At 58.5% G+C, this 20,826-nt stretch carries 17 protein-coding genes; 5 read left to right on the top strand and 12 right to left on the bottom strand.

Going from position 1 to position 20,826, the window contains the following annotated elements:
• Positions 1 to 54: 54 nt before the first annotated feature.
• Both BAD_RS02785 and BAD_RS02780 read right to left on the bottom strand, forming a co-directional pair.
• The gene (locus BAD_RS02785) at positions 55 to 282 is read right to left on the bottom strand and encodes a hypothetical protein (protein ID WP_003808583.1); all 228 of its coding nucleotides are present in this window, start codon (positions 280 to 282) and stop codon (positions 55 to 57) included.
• Positions 279 to 1,913, bottom strand: a complete 1,635-nt coding sequence (locus BAD_RS02780) for a DNA methylase (RefSeq protein WP_011742970.1) — start codon at positions 1,911 to 1,913, stop codon at positions 279 to 281. Before BAD_RS02780 ends, BAD_RS02785 begins: the two co-directional genes overlap by 4 nt.
• 232 nt (positions 1,914 to 2,145) lie before the next feature.
• On the opposite strand from BAD_RS02780, the gene purF reads away from it, so the two are divergent.
• The 3 genes from purF to purD all read left to right on the top strand — a co-directional run bounded on the left by purF (position 2,146) and on the right by purD (position 6,067).
• Positions 2,146 to 3,660, top strand: coding sequence for an amidophosphoribosyltransferase (gene purF, locus BAD_RS02775; protein ID WP_011742969.1), 1,515 nt, complete (start codon positions 2,146 to 2,148; stop codon positions 3,658 to 3,660).
• Between the two features lie 19 nt (positions 3,661 to 3,679).
• Positions 3,680 to 4,714 (top strand): phosphoribosylformylglycinamidine cyclo-ligase, encoded by a 1,035-nt coding sequence (gene purM / locus BAD_RS02770; protein WP_011742968.1) that lies wholly within the window; start codon positions 3,680 to 3,682, stop codon positions 4,712 to 4,714.
• A gap of 90 nt (positions 4,715 to 4,804) precedes the next feature.
• The gene (gene purD, locus BAD_RS02765) at positions 4,805 to 6,067 is read left to right on the top strand and encodes a phosphoribosylamine--glycine ligase (protein WP_003808576.1); all 1,263 of its coding nucleotides are present in this window, start codon (positions 4,805 to 4,807) and stop codon (positions 6,065 to 6,067) included.
• Between the two features lie 164 nt (positions 6,068 to 6,231).
• Here the strand turns inward: purD and BAD_RS02760 are convergent, their stop codons facing one another.
• The 5 genes from BAD_RS02760 to BAD_RS02740 form a co-directional block, all read right to left on the bottom strand.
• Positions 6,232 to 8,241 carry an LTA synthase family protein gene (locus BAD_RS02760; protein ID WP_011742967.1) on the bottom strand — a complete coding sequence of 670 codons (2,010 nt, stop codon included), beginning with the start codon at positions 8,239 to 8,241 and terminating at the stop codon, positions 6,232 to 6,234.
• Positions 8,242 to 8,450: 209 nt separating this feature from the next.
• Positions 8,451 to 8,849, bottom strand: a complete 399-nt coding sequence (locus BAD_RS02755) for a Fur family transcriptional regulator (protein ID WP_011742966.1) — start codon at positions 8,847 to 8,849, stop codon at positions 8,451 to 8,453.
• Between the two features lie 11 nt (positions 8,850 to 8,860).
• On the bottom strand, positions 8,861 to 10,036 hold the full coding sequence (gene purK / locus BAD_RS02750) for a 5-(carboxyamino)imidazole ribonucleotide synthase (RefSeq protein ID WP_041777269.1): 1,176 nt from the start codon (positions 10,034 to 10,036) through the stop codon (positions 8,861 to 8,863).
• The gene (gene purE, locus BAD_RS02745; protein ID WP_011742964.1) at positions 10,020 to 10,517 is read right to left on the bottom strand and encodes a 5-(carboxyamino)imidazole ribonucleotide mutase; all 498 of its coding nucleotides are present in this window, start codon (positions 10,515 to 10,517) and stop codon (positions 10,020 to 10,022) included. Before purE ends, purK begins: the two co-directional genes overlap by 17 nt.
• A 53-nt stretch (positions 10,518 to 10,570) precedes the next feature.
• Positions 10,571 to 11,572, bottom strand: a complete 1,002-nt coding sequence (locus BAD_RS02740) for a zinc-binding dehydrogenase (RefSeq protein ID WP_011742963.1) — start codon at positions 11,570 to 11,572, stop codon at positions 10,571 to 10,573.
• 174 nt (positions 11,573 to 11,746) lie between these two features.
• Between BAD_RS02740 and BAD_RS02735 the strand changes: the two genes are divergently transcribed.
• Entirely contained in the window at positions 11,747 to 13,651 is a 1,905-nt protein-coding gene (locus tag BAD_RS02735) for a 1-deoxy-D-xylulose-5-phosphate synthase (protein WP_011742962.1), read from the top strand.
• A gap of 116 nt (positions 13,652 to 13,767) precedes the next feature.
• Here BAD_RS02735 and BAD_RS02730 read toward each other — a convergent pair whose 3' ends face one another.
• From BAD_RS02730 to BAD_RS02720, 3 genes are read right to left on the bottom strand one after another with little or no spacing between them, the layout of a single operon-like run.
• A complete protein-coding gene (locus BAD_RS02730) occupies positions 13,768 to 15,279 on the bottom strand; it encodes an ABC transporter permease (RefSeq protein WP_011742961.1) in 1,512 nt (503 codons plus the stop codon).
• A 2-nt stretch (positions 15,280 to 15,281) separates the two neighbouring features.
• Positions 15,282 to 16,454 (bottom strand): COG1361 S-layer family protein, encoded by a 1,173-nt coding sequence (locus BAD_RS02725; RefSeq protein WP_035009902.1) that lies wholly within the window; start codon positions 16,452 to 16,454, stop codon positions 15,282 to 15,284.
• A 51-nt stretch (positions 16,455 to 16,505) separates the two neighbouring features.
• Positions 16,506 to 17,183: an ABC transporter ATP-binding protein gene (locus BAD_RS02720; RefSeq protein WP_034984323.1), complete on the bottom strand. Its 678-nt coding sequence runs from the start codon at positions 17,181 to 17,183 to the stop codon at positions 16,506 to 16,508.
• Between the two features lie 344 nt (positions 17,184 to 17,527).
• Here BAD_RS02720 and BAD_RS02715 point away from each other — a divergent pair, with 344 nt between their 5' ends.
• Positions 17,528 to 17,959, top strand: coding sequence for a hypothetical protein (locus tag BAD_RS02715; RefSeq protein WP_035009905.1), 432 nt, complete (start codon positions 17,528 to 17,530; stop codon positions 17,957 to 17,959).
• Between the two features lie 219 nt (positions 17,960 to 18,178).
• Here BAD_RS02715 and BAD_RS02710 read toward each other — a convergent pair whose 3' ends face one another.
• Together BAD_RS02710 and BAD_RS02705 are read right to left on the bottom strand one after the other, a co-directional pair.
• Positions 18,179 to 19,132 (bottom strand): SPFH domain-containing protein, encoded by a 954-nt coding sequence (locus BAD_RS02710; RefSeq protein ID WP_011742957.1) that lies wholly within the window; start codon positions 19,130 to 19,132, stop codon positions 18,179 to 18,181.
• Between the two features lie 279 nt (positions 19,133 to 19,411).
• Positions 19,412 to 20,647 carry a trans-sulfuration enzyme family protein gene (locus BAD_RS02705; RefSeq protein ID WP_011742956.1) on the bottom strand — a complete coding sequence of 412 codons (1,236 nt, stop codon included), beginning with the start codon at positions 20,645 to 20,647 and terminating at the stop codon, positions 19,412 to 19,414.
• Positions 20,648 to 20,826 lie beyond the last annotated feature (179 nt).

Below are 20,826 nucleotides of genomic sequence, written 5' to 3'. Positions count from 1 at the left end.
CCGAACCCACCCTTTCATATACAGCAATCCGCGACATTCGTCATAGCAGCCGCTTCAGGCGGAAAGGTAACCCTCGGCGAGATCGACGGGCCTGTTGGCGCGTTCCACCGCATCATCGCTGGATTGCGCGGTTTGTCTGATGATGTCGTCGTAACCGGTCAGGGCGGCGAAAGGCATGAATTGGGCGGCACGGTTATGCATGCTCATATGGGCATGCGTCTGCGATTGGTGATGCGGCAGATCGATGATGTCGTCGTAGCGATGGGTTTCCGTAAGGCTCATGCCGCATGACCTCCTATCTGCTTGTTGCGCTGCTGGCCTGTGGCGTCATCGAACATATCCATGGCCTTGATGATGGAATTTCTGCCGAATTTGCGTTTGATGTCCAGAAGCGTTTGCTGCATATGCAGTTCGGCGTCCCCTTGCGGCGAATCCTTGGAACCACCATCGGCGGCGGAACGCATAGCCTCGCATTCGGCCGCATCAGCGGAAGCGGAATCCACCGGCGCTTCCATCGTGGCGAACAAATCAGGCTGCGTATATTCGGACGCGGCCGCCTGCCGCCGTTCCTCAAGTTGCTCGTCGGTCAGTACATCGGCGGCGACCACATTCACCCGACGGACCAGCAAACGCCTGTCGACAATCGAAAGGAAAAGCTTATCGACCGCGTCGCAAATACGCGACGTAGCCGACGTCGGCTCCGGCAATGCGATCGACCCGGTGGCCGGCTTGGGTACGCGGCGGCCATACCTGTCGATCGAAACAGGGCCGTCGTATGTTGCCGCGGCATGTTCGGCAATCGCCTTCAAATCAGCGGAAACATCCTTGCCAAGCCGTTTCGGATCAAGACTTGCCGTGTCGTAGCCGACCATCAATCCCACTCTGCCGGCTTTCACGCCCTTCGCCACCAAATCCAGAGACAGCGTATCCGCCATTTCACGCACGATAAGCCGGGCGGCATCAAAACCCACCGGTCCCGTCAGCACTTGTCCGGAACTCAAGCTGTGCCCCGCCGGCTTGTACGCTTTGATGTCCGCGATGGTGCACGGTTCCCAACCCCACGCATGGTCGATGAGCAGTTCGGCGTTCACACCGAACATCTTGTACAGTAGATCTTCGTTGTAGTATTCGTCGGCACGCCCGATGGAGCAGCGCGCGATATCCCCCATGGTCGCCAGTCCGTGCGCTTCGAGCTTCCTTGCATACCCACGCCCCACACGCCAGAAATCGGTAAGCGGCCGGTGATTCCACAACAATTTCCGGTACGACATCTCGTCAAGCCGGGCGATGCGAATGCCGTCCTCCCCCGCCTGGATGTGTTTGGCCACGATATCCATAGCCACTTTGGCCAGATACATGTTCGTGCCGATGCCCGCGGTGGCGGTGATGCCGGTCTGGGTGTGGATATCACGGATGATGTCACGGGTCATCTCCTCCACCCCTTTGCCATAGGCGCGCAGATAGCCGGTGACGTCCATGAACACCTCGTCCACCGAATAGACGTGGATATCCTCAGCCGAAACGTATTTCAGATAAATACCGTAGATTTTCGCACTCATCGCCAAGTAATGAGACATGCGCGGTTTGGCGATGAACACGTCAGCGGCCAGATTCGGATTGGCCGCGAGCGCCTTCGCATCATACGATTTCCCCGTCAGCACACCGCCTGGAGCCGCGGCGCGACGGACCGCGTTGATTTCCTTCAGTTTCGCTTTGACTTCGAATAGGCGGGCGCGTCCGGGCAGACCGTATGCCTTCAACGACGGCGAGATCGCAAGGCAGATGGTTTTGTCGGTCCTCTCCTGGTCCGCCACCACCAAGTGTGTGGATAGCGGAGGGAATCCATGTTCCACGCATTCCGAGGACGCATAGAAGGATTTGAGGTCGATTGCCACGTATATCCGTCCGGCCATGATGCTCCTTCCATGCAATGGCTCATACGGGGGACTTCCCGCACCCCGACGACCGTGATTCGCGTTTTCAACGTCTTCCATCATAACAGCTTTTTCGAACGGCTGTTCGATTGCATGTCCGGTTCCATATACCGTCTGAGAACTGGACAAAACCCGACTCTTGTAGCCGCCCATTGATACTGTTGGACGGTAGCGAACCCCTTGTCTCCATGGTTTTGGAAGGAGCTTTGGCTTGTCAGCTGAACTCGAAGACATCCACGAGGAATGCGGTATTTTCGGCGTTTGGGGCCACTCGGACGCCGCCCGACTCACTTACTTCGGTCTGCACGCGCTGCAGCATCGTGGTCAGGAGGGTGCCGGCATTGTCTCCAACGATAACGGTCATCTCATCGGTCATCGCGGAACGGGTCTGCTGACCCAGGTATTCAGCGACGAGCGTGAAATCAAACGACTCAAAGGCGACAGGGCGATCGGCCATGTGCGCTATGCCACTGCCGGCTCCGGCGGCACCGACAACATCCAGCCGTTCATCTTCCGTTTCCATGACGGCGATATGGCGCTGTGTCATAACGGCAATCTCACGAATTGCCTGTCCCTGCGCCGCAAGCTGGAAGATGAGGGTGCGATCTTCCATTCCAATTCCGACACTGAAGTGCTGATGCACCTCATCCGCCGCTCCACGCAACGCACGTTTATGGACAAGCTCAAGGAAGCGCTGAACATCGTGCATGGCGGTTTCGCCTATCTGATTATGACCGAGAACGCCATGATCGGCGCACTCGATCCGAACGGTTTCCGTCCGCTCTCCCTTGGCAAGATGAAGAACGGCGCGTATGTGCTCGCTTCCGAAACCTGCGCGCTCGACGTCGTCGGCGCTGAATTGGTACGTAACATCCGTCCGGGTGAGATCGTGGTGGTGGACGACCACGGCTATAAGATCGTGCAGTACACGAATCAGACGCAGCTGGCCATCTGCTCGATGGAATTCATCTACTTCGCCCGCCCGGATTCCGATATCTACGGCGTGAACGTGCATTCCGCCCGCAAGCGTATGGGCGCACGTCTGGCGCAGGAGTCGCCGGTCGACGCCGATATGGTGATCGGCGTGCCGAATTCCTCATTGTCCGCAGCCTCCGGCTATGCGGAAGAGGCCGGCCTGCCCAACGAAATGGGTCTGATCAAGAACCAGTATGTGGCGCGAACCTTCATCCAGCCGACGCAGGAACTGCGCGAGCAGGGCGTGCGCATGAAGCTGTCCGCCGTTCGTGGCGTGGTCAAGGGCAAGCGTGTGATCGTCATCGACGATTCCATCGTGCGTGGCACCACGTCCAAGCGCATCGTGCAGCTGCTCAAGGAGGCCGGCGCGGCCGAAGTGCATATGCGTATCAGCTCGCCGCCGCTGAAATACCCGTGCTTCTACGGCATCGATATCTCCACCACCAAAGAGCTCATCGCCGCGAAGAAGTCCGTTGAGGAGATCCGCGAATACATCGGCGCCGATTCCCTGGCGTTCCTTTCCCTCGACGGTTTGGTCGAATCCATCGGTCTGGGTGCGGACGCACCGTATGGCGGCCTGTGCGTGGCCTACTTCAATGGCGATTACCCGACCGCGTTGGACGATTACGAAGCCGACTTCCTGAAGTCGCTCACTCCGGAGGATCGTGTCCGACTACCCGAATTCGCCCTGTACAAGAGCAAGTACGAAGGCAACGAGTACACCACCACTTCACCCCAAGAAGAACACTGAGACCCAAGAAAGGTTTGATATGCCAAAAGCATATGAAGAAGCCGGCGTAAGCGTCGAAGCCGGTTACGAAGTCGTCAAGCGCATCAAGTCGCATGTGGCGCGCACCAATCGTCCGGGCGTGGTCGGCGGCATCGGCGGATTCGGCGGCCTGTTCGATCTCGCCTCCCTGGGTTACAAGGAGCCGGTGCTGATTTCCGGCACCGACGGCGTGGGCACCAAGCTGGTCGTCGCCAAGATGGCGGGCAAACACAGCACCATCGGCATCGACTGCGTGGCCATGTGCGTCAACGATATCGCGGCCCAGGGCGCGGAACCGCTGTTCTTCCTGGATTACATCGCCTGCGGCAAGAACGATCCTGCCCTGCTTGAGCAGGTCGTATCCGGTGTGGCCGACGGCTGCGTGCAGGCCGATTGCGGCCTGATCGGCGGCGAGACCGCCGAGATGCCGGGCATGTACGACGAGGACGAGTACGATTTGGCCGGTTTCGCCGTGGGCGTGGCCGAGAAGTCCGCCATAGTCGATGGTTCCTCGATTGTCGAAGGCGACGTGCTGATCGGCCTTCCCTCCACCGGCGTGCATTCCAATGGCTTCTCCCTGGTGCGCAAGGCCCTGTTCGAACAGGCCGGATACACCGTCGACACCCAGCTGGATGAGCTCGGCGGTGAGAAGCTCGGCGACGTGCTGCTCACCCCCACCAAGATCTATGTCAAGACGCTGTCCCCGCTGTTCAAGGCCGGCGTGGTCAAGGGCGTCGCGCACATCACCGGCGGTGGCTTCATCGAGAACATCCCGCGTATGATCCCCGATGGTCTCGCGGCGCATATCAACCTCGGCTCTTGGCCGGTTCTGCCGATCTTCGACGTGCTGGAGAAGGCCGGCGAAATCGACCATATGGAAATGTTCAACATCTTCAACATGGGTATCGGCATGGTGCTGGCGGTCAGCGCCGAAGATGCCGATAAGACCATGGAACTGCTGAAGTCCAATGGCGAGGCCGGCTATGTGCTGGGCAATATCGTCAAGAAGACCGGCGAGGACGTCGAACTGCAGTAAACGAACATACGGGGGTAGCCGAACAGGCACCCCCGATATTATTTCTTGAGATTGGCACTCTTCCCCATAAGGGATACAACAGGAGGAAATATGAAGGTTCTGGTCATTGGTTCCGGTGCGCGTGAACACGCCATCGCCCACGCGCTCATGCGTGGCGACAGCGTCAGCGAGGTCACTGTGGCTCCAGGCAATCCGGGCATGGAACTTGACGGCATCCGCACCACGCAGCTCAACCCGTCCAATCATGCGGCGCTCATCGATTTCGTGAAGAACAATGGTTACGATTGGGTGTTCGTCGGACCGGAAGTGCCGCTTATCGAAGGCATCGTCGACGATTTCGCGGCCGCCGGCATCAAGGCGTTCGGCCCGAACAAGGCCGCCGCGCAGATCGAGGGTTCCAAGGACTTCGCCAAGCAGCTTATGGAACGTCACGACATTCCGACCGCGAAGTACCAGACGTTCGACGATTTGGAGCGTTCCACCGCTTATGTGCGCGAGCATGGCGCGCCGATCGTCATCAAGGCCGATGGCCTGGCCGCAGGCAAGGGCGTGACCGTGGCGATGGATGAGGAGACCGCCATCGCCGCTTTGGAGGACATTTTCGTGGACCACCGCTTCGGCAACGCCGGCGCGAAGGTGGTTATCGAGGATTTCCTTGAGGGTCAGGAATTCTCTCTGATGAGCTTTGTGAACGGCACCGATTTCTGGCCGATGCCGATTTCGCAGGATCATAAGCGTGCCTACGATGGCGACAAGGGGCCGAACACCGGCGGCATGGGCGCTTACAGCCCGGTTCCGCAGATCGGTCAGGATGTGATCGACACCGCCATCGAAACCATCGTCAAGCCGACCGTTCAGGCCATGGCCGACGAGGGCACGCCGTTCACCGGCATTCTGTACGCCGGCCTCATCGCCACCGCCGACGGACCGAAGGTCATTGAATTCAACGCGCGTTTCGGCGATCCAGAGACCGAAGTGGTGCTGCCGAAGCTCACGTCCGATCTCGGTGCCGGCATCAACGCCATTCTGAACGATGAGACCCCGGAATTCACTTGGGATGAGGACAATGCCACTCTCGGCGTGGTGCTCGCTTCCGACGGCTATCCGACCAATGTGGTCAAGGGTGCCGCGATTCCTGAGATCAAGGTCGACGACGATTCCCACGTCTACTATGCCGGCGTGACGCGTGGCGAGCATGGCCTGGTGGCGAATTCCGGCCGCGTGCTTTTCGTGGAGACCTCCGCGGCCGATATCAAAACCGCGCAGGACAAGGTCTACGGCATCATCGACAAGCTTGACACGACGGGAATGTTCTACCGTCACGACATCGGTTTCAAGGCGTTGAACGCATGATGTGACGTCATGCTGACGCCGTGAAACGTTTTAAGGGGCTTGTTCCATAATTGGAACAAGCCCCTTAGCGTATTCTCAGACGCGCGCGAATTCCACGCGGCACGACACGAAGGCGTACAAAGGTACGTCGAGTGTAGTGCCGTGCGGAAGGCGCGCCGTCCTCGTTACGGCAGGGTCATGAACGAGGTGTTTTTCAGATAATTCTTCCCCGTGGTGATGTCGTATTGGATGAGCCGGTAATCGGCCAGCAGCTGTCTGGTTTCGGCGTCGAAATCGTCTTCGGCCATGGGCTCGCCCTTGGAGTCCAGATAGATGTTCTGTCCTTCGGGGATGCGGTCCCAGCCTTGGATGTTGTTCACGACCGGCGGTTCCATGGCGGAGATCTTGGAATGCATTTCGGTGAGGAACGCCAGGTATGGGGAAACTTTGGCATCCATGTGCTCGGCCGCCTGGGCCACGAAGAAGTTCGGCGACGAGTATTCGGCGTTGTCGATCTTGTTGCCTTGCGTGCCGGAGGCTTTGTTGGACCAGATGAAGTAGTCCGTCTGATGTAACGCCAGCGAGTTGCCGTCATCAGCGGAAGCCGACGAGTAGATGCCCGGCAGATGGTCGCCGTAGAAGACCACGGTGACCGGCTTGTCGAGCTTGTCGAGTTCGCTGAGGAATCCGGCGGTCGCCCCATCCGTCAGGGACGCGCCCTTTTGGTAGGTTTCGATGGATTCCTTCTCGTCGTCCTTCAACGGCTTTCCCGTGGTGGAGGAGGCTTTGAAGTCGTTGTGCTTGTACCAGTCATGGTAGGGCATGTGGTTCTGCATGGTGATGACCTGCAGGAACTGGTTCGACTTGGTTTTCCTGACTTCCTCCAGCGTGCTTTGGTAGGTGGCCTCGTCGGAGACGTACGGCGAATCGTCGATCTTGTCCTGATGCGAGATGACGTCCGGCCCGGTCAGCGTGTAGAAATGCGAGAAGCCGAACTTCTTGTAGTTGGTGGCGCGCGAATACATGGACGACTCGTACGGGTGCAGTCCGATGGAGTTCTTGGACGCGCCCCACATCTGGTTGATGGTCGGCGTCCAATGCTCGCTCGGCACCAGCTGCTGGTATGGGCTGGTCAGGGAGGAATCGAAATTCGCCATGCTCAGGCCGGACAGTCCCATGTATTCCAGATTGGCGGTGCCGCCGCCGTATCCGGAGGACAGCATCAGGCCGGACGTGGTATTCTGCTTAATCTTGCGGATGTTCGGTATGGAATCCTTGTTGACTTTGAGTCCCGGCACGCGGGACGGGTCGGAGAAGGATTCGGACAGCACGTAGATGACGGTGCTGTCGGTCATGTTCGCGGAACGTTTCGCGTTGATCTTCTTCGCGGCCTTCTCATAGCGGGCCGCGACCTGCTTCATGGTCTCTTCGGAATAGTCGTCCGGCTTGACCATGACTTTCGGGTTGAGCTGACGGGTGAACGCCACCAGCGGCCCGTTGCGCTGGGCGTCGTATACGGAGTCCCACATGGAGGGCTTGTCCCCCATGACGGTGGCGAAGCCTTTGGCCCACGAGCCGACGGTGCTCACCTGCATCGAATACAGCGTGAAGAACAGGCCTGGAAGCAGGATCAGCAGCAGTCTTGCGATCGCGTTCACGGAGCGGGATCGCTTATCGGAGCCGCGAAACAGTCTGCCGTGACGCGCGTCGAGGCGGTTCAGGAAGACGAACAGCGCCACGAACGCGGCAAACGCCGCCACCGCGATCAGAATGGTCCATTGCGCGCCGGACGGCATGAAACTCATCAGATTGCCGGCGTCGGCCTTCAGAAAGTTCAAATCACTTGGCAGAATCGCCTCGTATCGTATTGAAACCTTGAAATGCTCAATCACGGCGATGATGAACGTGACTGCCAGAAAAACCGGCGTGGCCACCCAGAAACGATTGGTGAGCATCAGCAGAATGACATACAGGACGCCCCATAGGATGAGGTTCAGCACCGCCACGAAATTGGCGCTGGTGAACATCTTGCCGACGAATCCCCAACCGGTGAGCCACATGTTGTTCGATAGTTGGACTCGAGTGGCGGATTCGCTGACACCGATCTGCAGGGCGGCAACGCCCACCGCATCGAACAGCACGAATAGCACGCCGTAGAGCCAGCCGGGGAACTCCTTGCCCGCTTTCTTGGCCATCGGGTCCACGGTAGCGATGTCGAGCTCCTCAATCGGCTCGTTTTTCGATGTTGCTTTGGTCACGCATAACCCCACTTAGTTCGTTTGCAATGCCCTATTGTCATATATGCGTCTGAAAAAGACAACGTCCAACGTTTTTTCTTTACGATTTTTACGATTGGATTGCGCCGATGGCGATACGATTCCAACGGAAATACGGCAGACAGCCGCTACTTGTCCGCCTTCCGGCAGTCCTCGCACAGGCCGAACACCTCCAGCGTGTGCCGTTCGATGGTGAAGCCGTACTTGTCGGAGATGCCTTTCAGCCAGCTTTCGGAAGGCGATTCAATTTCCACGGTTTTGCCGCAGTTCGTACAGACGAGGTGATGATGGTGCCCGTCATCGCCGCACAGGCGGAACAGCTGCTGCCCGTCGAGACGGACCGTGTCGGCGCGGCCGGCTTCAGCCAGGGCGTTGAGCTGCCGGTAGACCGTGGCGAGTCCGATATGTTCGCCACGGTCTTCCAGCTTGCGGTGCAGCTCCTGCGCGGAGATGAATTCGTCGCAGCCGTTCAGCGCGTCGCGGATGGCGTCTTTCTGGCGGGTCTGCCGCACGATATGTTCACTCATTACCTATGATGTCAGGCTTTCTTCAAGTCGTCCCAGCAGCCGGTGGCCTCAAGGTCGGCCACGGTTTTGGCGGTGTCGTCGGTCAGCACGGTGATGTGCCCCATCTTACGGTCGTGGCGCACTTCCGCCTTGCAGTAGTCGTGCACGTTCCATTCGGGATGGTCGGCGATGAGCGCACGGGTCGGCGCCACATGCTGGCCGAGCACGTTGACCATGACGGCGGGCTTGAGCAGCTGCGGCTGTTCGAGCGGCCAGCCGGCGATGCCGCGAATGTGCGCGTCGAACTGATCGAACGAGCAGGCCTCGATGGTGTAGTGGCCGGAATTGTGCGGACGTGGGGCCAGTTCGTTGACGATGACCTTGTTGTCTTTGGTGATGAACAGTTCGATGGCCAGAATACCGGCGAGTTCGAAGCCTTTGGCCAGTCGCAACGCCAGCTCGTGCGCCTCCTTGGCCACGGTTTCGTCCACTTCGGCCGGCGCGATGGTCATGTGCAGGATGTTGTTGCGATGCTCGTTGCGCACGATCGGGAAGGTCACGTAATTCTTGCCGTTGCCGGCGACGAGGATGCTCGCTTCGAACGCGAAATCGACGAAGCCTTCCAGAATGCTTGGCGGGAAGCTGCCGTCATGGTCGGCGCGGGCGCGCACCTGCTCCAAGTCGGCTTCGGACTTGAGCACGGTCTGGCCGTGGCCGTCGTAACCGCCGGAACGGGTTTTGAGCACAGCCGGATAGTGGATCTCATCAAGTGCCGCTTCAAGTTCCTCGACGCTGTTGACGGCCTTCCACGGCGCGGTGGGCGTGCCATGGTCGTTGATGAACCGCTTCTCGTTGACACGGTCCTGCGTGACGCGCAGCAGATCGGTGCCTTGCGGGGCCGCCGCGAGGGAACGCACTTGGTCGATGGCGTCGGCGTCCACGTTCTCAAACTCGTAGGTGAGCACGTCGGACTTTTCAGCCAGTTCGCGGATGGCGGCGATGTCGTCGTATTCGGCGGTCACTTGGAAATCCGCGACCTGAGCGGCCGGACAGTCGGATGTCGGGTCGAGCACGCCGATGCGGAAGCCCATGTAGCGTGCGGACAGCGCCATCATGCGGCCGAGCTGGCCGCCACCGATGATGCCGATGGTCGCGCCGGGCATCAGTCGTTCGATACGGCCGTTGGTTTCCTCAGACAAGCTGGGCATTGGATTCAGCCACCTTTTCCTTCAGGGAGTCACGATAGTCCTGCAGCGCCTTGGCCAGTCGCTCGTCGGTGGCGCTCAGAATGCTCACCGCGAGCAGGCCGGCGTTGGTTGCGCCGGAGTTGCCGACGGCGGTGGTGGCCACCGGAATGCCGCCCGGCATCTGCACGATGGACAGCAGCGAATCCCAGCCGGACAGCGCGTGGGAGCGTACCGGTACGCCGATGACCGGCAGTGTGGTCTGCGCCGCGACCATGCCCGGCAGGTGGGCCGCGCCGCCCGCGCCGGCGATGATGACCTTCAGCCCGTTGGCACGGGCGTTGTGCGCGAACTCACCCATCAGTTCCGGGGTGCGGTGCGCGGAAATCACCTGCTTCATGTACGGCACCTCGAACTGGTCGAGCATCTCGCATGCGTGCTTCATGGTCTCCCAATCGCTTGCCGATCCCATGATCACCGCGACTTCAGGCTTGTTGTCTGCCATCAAAACCTCCGAAGGATTTACGTAGACTTATGTGTTCCAGAACACCGCCTACTTTACTTACTCGGCTCGATGTGCAGCACGACCTTTCCGAAAACGTCGCCGTCGACCACTTTGCGGAACGCCGCGGGCGCGTCGGCAAGCGCGTAGGTGGAGTCGATGACGGGGTGCAGGTCGGCGTGTTCCACGAATTTGAGCAGTCGTGCGAAGTCGTCACGCGAACCCATGGTGTTGCCTTGCACGCGAATGTCCTGGAAGAAGATGCGGGTCAGTTCGGCTCCAGGCTGGTCTCCTGTGGTGGCTCCGCAGATGGCGATGGTGCCGCCGGGGCGTACGGATTTGACGGAATGGCTCCAGGTGGCCGCGCCGACCGATTCGATGACGGCGTCGACCTTATGCGGCAGTCGCGCGCCGGTTTCGAAGGCGGCGTCGGCTCCGATGGCGATCGCGCGGTCTCGTTTCTCTTCGCTGCGTGACGTGACGAACACTTCCAGTCCTGCCGCATGGGCGAGTTGGATGGCCGCTGTGGACACGCCGCCGCCCGCGCCTTGGACGAGCACGGTGTCTCCCGGTTTCACGTTGGCCGATGTGAACAGCAGTGAGTAGGCGGTCAGCCAGCTGGTGCCGAGCGCAGCAGCCTCATCGAGGGTCAGGTTGGCGGGTTTGGCGAACACGTTGGCGCTGGGCACTTGGGTGGTTTCGGCCATGGTGCCCGCGTATTTTTCGGATAGGATGGTGCGCCGCTCCCCCGGCATGACGCCGGCGCCGTCGGTGCCGACGAAGGTGTAGAGCACCACTTCGGCTCCGGCTTTCAGCCCTTTGCGAACAGGAATGTCCTCGTCGAGCACGCCTGACGCGTCGGTGCCGAGAATCATCGGCGTCTGTTCGGCGGAGAGTCCCACGCCCTGCAGGCTCCAGATGTCGTGGTGGTTCACGCTGGCTGCGGCCACGTGGATGGTACTCCAGAACGGCTTGGTTTCGGGCGTGTCCAGCTCCCCCACCTTGAGTTGCGACAGCGGATTGTCATAATCGGTTCCTGCTACGTATACGGCTTTCATGGTCAGCGCTCCTTCGCGGTTTTTCGGTGGTTCGATTCATTTCATCGTTTCCATTGTGCCGCAGTTGAGAAGACTTTGCAGGTATTTCACAACCGACACCCCGGCAGAGGCATACAGTGGGATAGGATTTTCCGCGGTAAAGAAGACAGGTTCAGGGAAGGACAGTTGCGCATAATGACCGCTGGCATACTGGGTTCGATTCATTCTCCGGCGGATGTGCATGCCCTTTCTTCGCAACAGTTGCGTGATCTGTGTCTGGAGATTCGTTCCACGCTGTTGGATTACGGCCGGAAGCATGGTGGCCACATCGGTTCGAATCTTGGCGTGGTGGAGCTTACCGTGGCGTTGCACCGCGTGTTCGGTTCTCCACGTGACCGTTTCGTTTTCGATGTCTCCCACCAGAGCTACGTGCACAAGATGCTTACCGGGCGCGCCGAGGCGTATCTGGACGAGTCGCGGTTCGGCGAGGTGACGGGTTTCACCAATCCGTTGGAAAGCGAGCATGATTCCTTCGTGCTGGGCCATACCGGCACGTCCATCTCCCTTGCCTGCGGTCTTGCCAAAACACGTGATATGCAACATACCGCTGCGGGAGCAAGCGAAATCGGCAACGTCATCGCCATCATCGGCGACGGTTCGTTGAGCTCGGCGATCGCTTTCGAAGGACTGAACAACGCTGCCGAACAGGGCGGTAATCTCATCATCGTCGTCAACGACAATGAGATGTCGATCGCCGAGGATTTCGGTGGCATGTACGGCAATCTTGCCCGTCTGCGCGCGTCGAACGGAACCGCGGAGCTGAATCTGTTCAAGGCGTTCGGACTTGACTACCGTTATGTGGAGCAGGGCAACGATGTGGACACGCTGGTCGCGGCGCTTGAAGACTTGAAGGATATCGACCATCCCGTCGTGCTGCATATCCACACCACCAAGGGCTTGGGTTTCAGCGATGAGACCGAGGCGCAGGATGGTTCCGACGGATGCAACCAGACCAATCCGCAGCCGCATGCCGGCCAATGCGAGGCGAATCATTGGCAGGATCCGGACAGCGCGCTCGGCAAGCCGCTTGACGCGCGCAAATACTACGGTCAGATGGCCATGGCTTCGTTGGAGTCCCGTTTCGAAAACGAGCCGGGACTGGTGGTCATCTCCCCCGCCACCCCTGGTTCGAATGGCATCACCCGTGATTTCCGTGAACGTGCCGGATCGCATTATGTGGACACCGGCATTACCGAGGAGCATGCGGCCGCGTTCGCCGCAGGCATCGCGAAGGCTGGAGGCCGGCCGGTTCTGGCGACTTCCGCCACGTTCTTCCAGCGTATTTACGACCAGTTGCAGCAGGAGCTGGCGTTGAATCATGTTCCGGCGACGCTGCTGATTTTCGGAGCGGGCATTTCCGGCGCGGACAATACACATTCCGGCACGTTCGATATGACGATGTTCGCCAACACGCCTGATGTGACCTGTCTGGCACCGACCAGCGGAGAGCAGATGCTGGACATGCTTGCATGGGCCACGGGGCCGTCTGATCATGGTGTGACGGCTATCCGCATGCCCGGCGAGCAGATTCTTGCCATGGAGCGTTCCGCCGATATGGCGTTCGACCCGGCCGAACGTGCCGACACGCACGAGACGACGATCGATATTACCGGCGATTGCCCTTTCACGCGGTACCAGATTGTGCGTCCGGGACGTGAAGTGGCGATTCTCGGCTTGGGCAATACACTGCCGTTGGCGGCCGAGGTGGCGGCAACGCTCGAAAACGACGACGATATCAATGCGACGCTTATCGACGCGCAGCAGTATTCCGCGATGGATGGCGAGCTGCTGGACGTGCTTGCCGACGGCCATCGTGTGGTCGTCACCTTGGAGGATGGCCAGCTGGAAGGCGGCTGGGGTGAGAAAGTGACCGCGTTCTACGCGAATTCCACTAATCCGAAAGCAGCCACTGTGCATGCGCTCAATTTCGGCGCATCGAAAGAATTCACCGATCGTGTGCCCCTTGCCGAGCTTGACGAACGTTACGGGCTGACTGTGGAAGCGGTGGCTGATCGCATTCGCCGCGTCTTGGCCCGTTAATCACGCAACTAGCCGGCACCGTCAAAAATCGACAGGGAACGTTGAACAATCGCGAAATGCCGGCCCACGCTGAACAGCACATGGCCGACCATAAGCATTATTGTCAATCGCAATCGCTATTGCTCGTTCTTGATGGCGTCCAACGCAGGAATCTTCACAGCCTTATTAGCTGGCCCAAAACCGGCGAGTATGCCCACCAGAATCGAAAACAACACGGCCACGACAAACAGCCACCATGGAATCACGGAGATTCGGTTCACGTCGTCACCGCCCATAATCGCTTTGCCTACGTTTTCCATACTGAATCCACCAAACGACAGCAGATTGATGCTCAGCGACCCCAAGGCGGAAATCAGACAGGCGATAAGTCCACCGACCAGACCGATGGCACCTGCTTCACATAGGAACATCGTGCGAATATCATTCACATAGCAGCCGAGCGCCTTCATAATGCCGATTTCCCGAGTGCGTTCCGACACGGACATAATCATGGTGTTGGCGATGCCGATGGCCGCCACCAGGAATGACACCGCGCCAATGCCTCCCAATGCGAGCTGGATGCCACGACTCTGCTTTTCAATCTCCTTGCGGGTCTGTTCGAAGGACGTGGTTTGGTAGCCAGACATTTTGATCTGCGCTTCGATACCCGGCACATCCTTGATATTTTGAGCGTGCACCACCACTTGGTCGTAGTTTGTTTTGGTCCGGCTGGTGGTATTGGTTTTGCCGTCGATTTTGGCCTGCAATGTGTCCATATCCTCCAGCGACATGACTACACCGGAGCTGAATGCATCGTAATTATTGGTTGCAGCGTCCAACACACCGACCACGGTGAGAGGCATGGAAACCACAGGATTCTGCGAACTGGCAATACCATCGCCGTCGCCTGAATCGGTGGAACTCATCGAAGTGCTGCCTATTTTGCGGTAATCGTCAGGGCTTTGATAATCGGCTCCGGTAATCAAATTGAGTTTCGTGGTCAGTACGTCGAAGAACGGCTTCTCCCCCTCGCTCTCCTTGCAACCGTTCTCATCGCACTCATAATCACCGGGAGCGATACGCCTGGAGTCATCATCGGAACGATACTTATCCATAAACTGGTATGCCGCGTATTTGCCGAGCAATACTTCTCCGGCACGCCTCGGCATACGCCCTTGAACGAGCTTGTATCCCGATGCTTCAAGCTGGGTCATATCCGTACCCATCACAGAAGCATATTGAGCCACGTATCGGGATCCGGCTCCCGCAGTGAGATCCACGGTGCTCTGCGCCGACCGCTGTGGCATCACGGCTGCGACGCCTGAAATGCCACGGAACGTCTGTACCGCAGCATCGTCAAGCTTGGCCTGCTGATCCGATGATGTCATGTCCGACGAAGACAAACTCGACATACCGACGCCAGAGCTGTCGTACGCGCCCGAGCCGCCGGCAGCTGTGACGGTAATGTCGTTGAGATTGCCCATGCTCTTGAGCATCTGCTCATTCTGCTCGCTGATGCCTTGTCCAATCGAAATCATCAGGACGATGGAGCAGCAGCCGACGATCACGCCGAGCACCGTCAAAATCGTACGCGATTTGCGCCGCAGCAAATTCTGCGCGCAAGTATGTGCGATATCCGAAAATCGCATGCCTACTCCTTGACGGATGGAGTGGAAGATGACGTTGCGGATACGGAGGCGGCCGATGTGCCACCTGCCGTGGCGATTACCTGCGTCGGCGCATCGGCAGCCATGGCAGTAGATTTACCCTGCTTATCGGCTCCAAGATCGGCAGTCTCCCAATCCCAATCGTCATCATCGGCCACCTGCTTTGCCTTCTTACGGCGGCGACGGACCACCAATACGACCGTCAATACAATCACGACGAGTGCAACGGCCGCCGCCACTATCCACACCCAGACCGGCATGCTCTGATCCTGGACGTCAACATCCGTATCGGAATCATCCGGAACAGGAGCTTCAACGGCATTGATTTTCACCGGAAATTCCTTGGTCTGCGGCTGTCCATCGGAATTCTCATACGTCACCGTCAGTTTCGCCTCGGTTTCGCCGGGCTTGTCCGCAGTGAATGCGAATCCAATGGAGCCGGACGCGCCGGACGCCACATTGCCGACGTACTGCTTGGCCTGCGTGGCGGTGATACCGTCGCCTTCAACGCTCGCCTCGACATTGGAAACGTCGCCCTTGCCCTTGTTCACGTAATCCATGGTGATAGTAGTTTCCTCACCTGCGTTGACGATATTGGGCACCACTGGATCGTTCAATTCAAAACGATCAGGCTGCGAAACGGGTACGGAAATTTTGATGTCGGAAGTGTTGGAGCTGCGTGCGGCACCGTCCACGTACTCGTATTTGAAGCTGATGTCGATGCCCTGCGCGCCGTTTTTCGCACTGGCCAGTGTCTGCATCGGCACGGTCTGCGTCAACGCAGCTCCCGCATTCAGCGCATCGTAGTAGAACGTGTTCGTACCGCCGGAGATGGCAAAATTCTCACCGCCGTCCACGGTGACCACCATGTTGCTCACCGCCACTTTGCCCATGTTTTGGAAGGTGAAACCGAGGTTGAAGGTGCTGCCGACCGCCACCGACCCGTCGCCATAGGTGAAATTGGTGATAATGATGTTCGGCACCGGCCCAGCAATCTGCTCAACACTGTTGTCCGCTCCCGCACCCGGAGCATCGGAAGTATTGGCGCCATCTTCGGCGAACGCCGTCGGCACGATGCATACCAACGTGATGGCGACCACCGCCAATAGTGAGATTGCCCCGTTGAGCAGTGTTGCGATTCTTGTGTTGTTGCCCATGGAAGGCCCTTCTGTTGTCGTCATAGTTGTCGATATGCGTTGTCGTGAATGTTACGTAAGCCGGTCGCCGATGATGCGGCCGTCAAGAAGTGTGACGATGCGATCGGCGTATTGCGCCATATTGTCGTCATGTGTGACGAGCACGATGGTCTGGTTGAAATCGCGTGCGAACGAGCAAATCATATCCATCACTTCGGTTTTGGTTTTGGAATCGAGATTGCCGGTCGGCTCGTCGGCGAATACCACTTGCGGACGTGCCGCGAAAGCGCGGGCGATGCCGACGCGCTGCTGCTGACCGCCAGACATCTGGGCCGGATAATGGTTCATGCGTTTGCCAAGGCCGACCCGCTTGAGCATGGCACGCGCGATCATCTCGCGTTTACGCTTCGGCACGCCTCGGAACATCAGTGGCATGGCCACATTCTCGATGGCATTGAGATTGGGCAGCAGATTGTACGACTGGAACACGAAGCCAAGGTGCTTCTGCCTGAATTCGGCCAGCTGCCGTTCGTCAAGCCTGCTGATGGGCACACCTGCAATACGTACACCACCTTTAGTTGGTTTTTCCATGCCGGCAAGCTGATTGAGCAGGGTGGATTTACCGGATCCGGACTCACCATAGATACAGCAAATCTGCCCTTGCGGAATGGCGAGATTGACACGTTCCAGCGCTACGACGGTCTCATCGAGCACTGGATATTCCTTGCGTAGGTTTTTAACCTCGATAATGGGACCGCGACCGGTTTTCCCAACGTTGGATGTGATACCTACCGGCACATTCACCTCCTCGTTTTCTGGGAATATGTTGATAATTGCTCCTAAGTCTAAAGTGTTTCACCGCGCTTCGCCACCCTTAAGGGAACACCCTGAAGCCACGGTCCGCGCGTGCCTGAAACTCGAAAACCGTTCAAGAAACCCCGCCTGAACGATATGGAACATGTTGTTTCGTGCCAGAAACCCTTGTTTCGTGCCAAATGACCTTTTCGACCAAAATGTCAAAAATAAAATGAAACCATCAGCAATAATCTTCAGATTGTGGAATGTCAAACGGTTTCACACCAAAGGGGAACAATATGAAACGTCATTTCACCCAGGCGGAAGTCTACTATCTCAACACCTTGCCCGCGGTAGAAAGGGCATCAATGGACCGTATCACCTATTCAAGGGAATTCCAAGTGCGTTGCATGGCGCAATACTTACGGGGCAACGGGCCGACCAGCATCTTCGCCAGCGCAGGTCTTAACCCGAAAATCGTTGGCAGTAAACGTATCGAACGCGCCATCGCACGGTGGAAAGCAGATCCGCAAATCATGACCGAAGCACAATCGTTTGCCAACGAAGCCGCAGCTGACCAGCGCGACCTGCTCGTCATCTCCCAATCCATGACCATCGCATGGTTGGAAAAGAAAGTCATGGATCTGCAAGACCAGCTCCGTTCCATGGAAGCGCATGCTGCTGAATGTCTCAACGCACCTTCTCCCGGGAAGCTTGTCACTCTGGCCTGACGTCCGAGCGAAGCCTTCCGTATAACAGACGTGTGTCGTGGTACGACGGCGCACTTGCAACACGAATCCCTTCTTTCATCGTTTCCGCACTCTCCGTCACATCTACGTGGCTCCCCGACGAAAGAAGGGATTCTTTTTTTCGTTTTCGCTTTCCTGCGATTCACATGCCTGCGGCCAATCAACGTATGCCCGACGACTGCAGGCATCACCAAACATGTGTCAGATACGCGGCGTCGTCGGAGCGACGTGCGGCGGTGTCGGCACAGTCGAGTGCTGGCCGACGGTTTCGTTGGCTGTCACCATGGCCTGCGTGATCTGGCTGTACATGTCCTGGTAGCCGCCAGGGGTGGATGCGGGCAGCACGACGGTCTTGGCGTTGTTGGATTCGCTCAAGGAGCGCAGCACGTCGAGGTACTGGTTAAACAGCACCACATTGTTCACATCGCCGATGTTCATGCCGACAGCCTGCAAGCTCTTGATCTGGTCGACGATACCGTTGGCGATCTCGCGACGGTAGTTGGCCTGGCCCTCGCCTTGAAGACGGGTCTTCTCCGCCTCGGCAGCGGCCTGGGTCTCGATCTGGATGCGCTGGGCTTCGGCGCGGTTGCGGGTGGCTTCCTTCTCACGCTGGGCGGCGTTGATGGAGTCCATGGCGTTCTTGACCTGCGGGCTCGGGTCGATGGCGGTGATCAGCGTTTTGACAACGGTGAAACCGAAACGGGACATTTCGTTGCCGACGGTCTTCTGCACGTCGAAGGCCACGTCGTCCTTGCGGGCGAAGGCGTCATCGAGGCTCAACGCCGGAATGGCGGAACGCAGGGCATCCTCCATGTAGGAGCGCAGCTGCCCGGCCGGGTCGCGCAGCTCGTAGTAGGCGGTGGCCACGTTTTCCGGGTTCACACGGAACTGGGTGGAGGCGACGACCGTGACGAACACGTTGTCGAGGGTTTTGGTTTCCAGCTGCACGTTGAGCTGGTTGACGCGCATGTTGGTTTTCATGGCGATACGGTCCACGAACGGGATACGGATGTGGATGCCCGCGAACTGGACCTTGTTGAACTTGCCGAAACGTTCGATGATGTATGCCTGCTGCTGCGGCACGATGAACAACGTGGACAGGAACAGGAACGCGATGATCAGCGCAATGACAAGGAGCGCTACAAGGAACGGCATGGCATTACTCCCTTCTTTGGTTTCTCTTTAAAGGTCTTGTCGCATGACCTTTCGTAGGTTCTGCAACCATTGCCGAACCCGAGTAAAAATTTACCAAAGAATGCAATCGTATGCAGACAATGTCCGCGAGCTGGGCAAGGGCCGTCCACGAACCAACCATCGCCTGTCCAGGAGCTGACCCACATACGCCCACGAGCCGGACAGAGGGGCGCTTTCCCCTGTCCGGTTCGTGAGATAGCGTGCCAGTTAATATTCAAATCCCTACCGATAGCAAAACTTTCAGGCATATACGTGTTGCGCGAAGGTGAACAGACTCTCGCCGGCGTGACGCTTGAGATAGTTCTCGTACGCGATGTCGAAGGCTTGGCCGAGATCCTCAATGAGGTCCTGCTTGTCTTCGATGCCGACTGCGAGACGCACCAGTTCGTCGGTGATGCCGACCTTCAGACGCTCCTCGCGCGGCAGTTCGAAATGCGTCATGCGGCACGGCAGTTCGGCAAGCGATTCCACCGCGCCGAGCGAAACCGCCAGACGGAAGATATGCAGGTTGTCGAGCACGTCCGCAGGGTCGACGCCCGGCACCACTTCGAAGCTCAGTACGGCACCACCGCCCTTGAGACCGTTGGAGGCCAGCTCGTATTCGTGACCGGGCAGTCCCGGATAATGCACGGACTTGACCAACGGGTGCAGCAGCAGATAGCTGGAAATCGCACGCGCGTTCTCCTGCTGACGGTCCATGCGCAAGGCAAGCGTCTGGATGCCGCGACGCACCGAATCGCATTCGTTCGGCGCGAGCACGCCACCCAAACGGTTCTGCGCGAAGTAGACGCGCTTGCCCAGCTCATCGTCCTTGACCACCACGAGGCCGGCGTTGACTTCGGAATGGCCGGCCAGATACTTGGTGGCGGAATGGATGACGATGTCGGCGCCTTGGTCGAGCGGCTGCTGCAGATACGGGGTGACGAATGTGTTGTCGACGATGGCGATCGCGCCATGACGGTGGGCGATTCCGGCAATGGCCGTCACGTTGTTGACTTGCAGAAGCGGGTTGGTGAGCACTTCGAAGTACACGGCCTTGGCCGGACATCCATGCGCATTGCCCTTGGCGGATTCGCCGGACACCGCCGCATCGAGCGCCTTGTAATCGGTGGTGCCCACTTCCTCTACGATGACGCCCCAGCGTTCGAAATACTCGTGGAACAGCGAGTAGGTGCCGCCGTAGATGTTCTTGCCGACGATGATACGGTCGCCGGGTTGGAAGATCGACAGCACCGCGTGGATGGCGGCCAGGCCGGAACCGAACGCGAAACCGCGCGTGCCATGCTCCAGCTGCGCGATCTGCTTCTCCAGGAACTCGCGCGTCGGATTGCCACTGCGGGCATAATCCCAGCGGGGCATGGTCCCGACCGATTCGAAAGCATAGGTGGACGAGTTGTAGATCGGCGGGTTCACGGCTCCGGTGTTGTTGTCGTTGACCGGCAGTCCGTGGACGAGCTGAGTGTTGAATCTGGTCATGGTGCGCACCCCCTCGGTGTGGTTTCCCTGCCGCGTGCCGTTCACGCGATCGCTGGTTCCTACTTAACCGTGTCTTGGAAAGCGCCACGCGCCGGAGATTATCGACGTTGCTTATACAACGTGCGAATCGCCATAGCGTTTATTTATGAGGGGTTATCGGATGGTACGAAACCTCCGGA

The organism is Bifidobacterium adolescentis ATCC 15703 (assembly GCF_000010425.1).
GTDB classification, from domain to species: domain Bacteria; phylum Actinomycetota; class Actinomycetes; order Actinomycetales; family Bifidobacteriaceae; genus Bifidobacterium; species Bifidobacterium adolescentis.
Note: the sequence above shows the minus strand (reverse complement) of the source record. Positions and strands in the feature narration are given on the sequence as shown.

Excerpts from the sequence above, each read along its gene's own strand:
- BAD_RS02705 (WP_011742956.1), bottom strand. The coding sequence starts at position 20,647 with ATGACCAGATTCAACACTCAGCTCGTCCACGGACTGCCGGTCAACGAC.
- BAD_RS02730 (WP_011742961.1), bottom strand. The coding sequence starts at position 15,279 with ATGCGATTTTCGGATATCGCACATACTTGCGCGCAGAATTTGCTGCGG.
- BAD_RS02755 (WP_011742966.1), bottom strand. The coding sequence starts at position 8,849 with ATGAGTGAACATATCGTGCGGCAGACCCGCCAGAAAGACGCCATCCGC.
- BAD_RS02780 (WP_011742970.1), bottom strand. The coding sequence starts at position 1,913 with ATGGCCGGACGGATATACGTGGCAATCGACCTCAAATCCTTCTATGCG.
- BAD_RS02740 (WP_011742963.1), bottom strand. The coding sequence starts at position 11,572 with ATGAAAGCCGTATACGTAGCAGGAACCGATTATGACAATCCGCTGTCG.
- BAD_RS02785 (WP_003808583.1), bottom strand. The coding sequence starts at position 282 with ATGAGCCTTACGGAAACCCATCGCTACGACGACATCATCGATCTGCCG.
- purK (WP_041777269.1), bottom strand. The coding sequence starts at position 10,036 with ATGCCCAGCTTGTCTGAGGAAACCAACGGCCGTATCGAACGACTGATG.
- BAD_RS02735 (WP_011742962.1), top strand. The coding sequence starts at position 11,747 with ATGACCGCTGGCATACTGGGTTCGATTCATTCTCCGGCGGATGTGCAT.
- BAD_RS02760 (WP_011742967.1), bottom strand. The coding sequence starts at position 8,241 with ATGGCCAAGAAAGCGGGCAAGGAGTTCCCCGGCTGGCTCTACGGCGTG.
- purE (WP_011742964.1), bottom strand. The coding sequence starts at position 10,517 with ATGGCAGACAACAAGCCTGAAGTCGCGGTGATCATGGGATCGGCAAGC.
- BAD_RS02710 (WP_011742957.1), bottom strand. The coding sequence starts at position 19,132 with ATGCCGTTCCTTGTAGCGCTCCTTGTCATTGCGCTGATCATCGCGTTC.
- purM (WP_011742968.1), top strand. The coding sequence starts at position 3,680 with ATGCCAAAAGCATATGAAGAAGCCGGCGTAAGCGTCGAAGCCGGTTAC.
- purD (WP_003808576.1), top strand. The coding sequence starts at position 4,805 with ATGAAGGTTCTGGTCATTGGTTCCGGTGCGCGTGAACACGCCATCGCC.
- BAD_RS02715 (WP_035009905.1), top strand. The coding sequence starts at position 17,528 with ATGAAACGTCATTTCACCCAGGCGGAAGTCTACTATCTCAACACCTTG.
- BAD_RS02725 (WP_035009902.1), bottom strand. The coding sequence starts at position 16,454 with ATGGGCAACAACACAAGAATCGCAACACTGCTCAACGGGGCAATCTCA.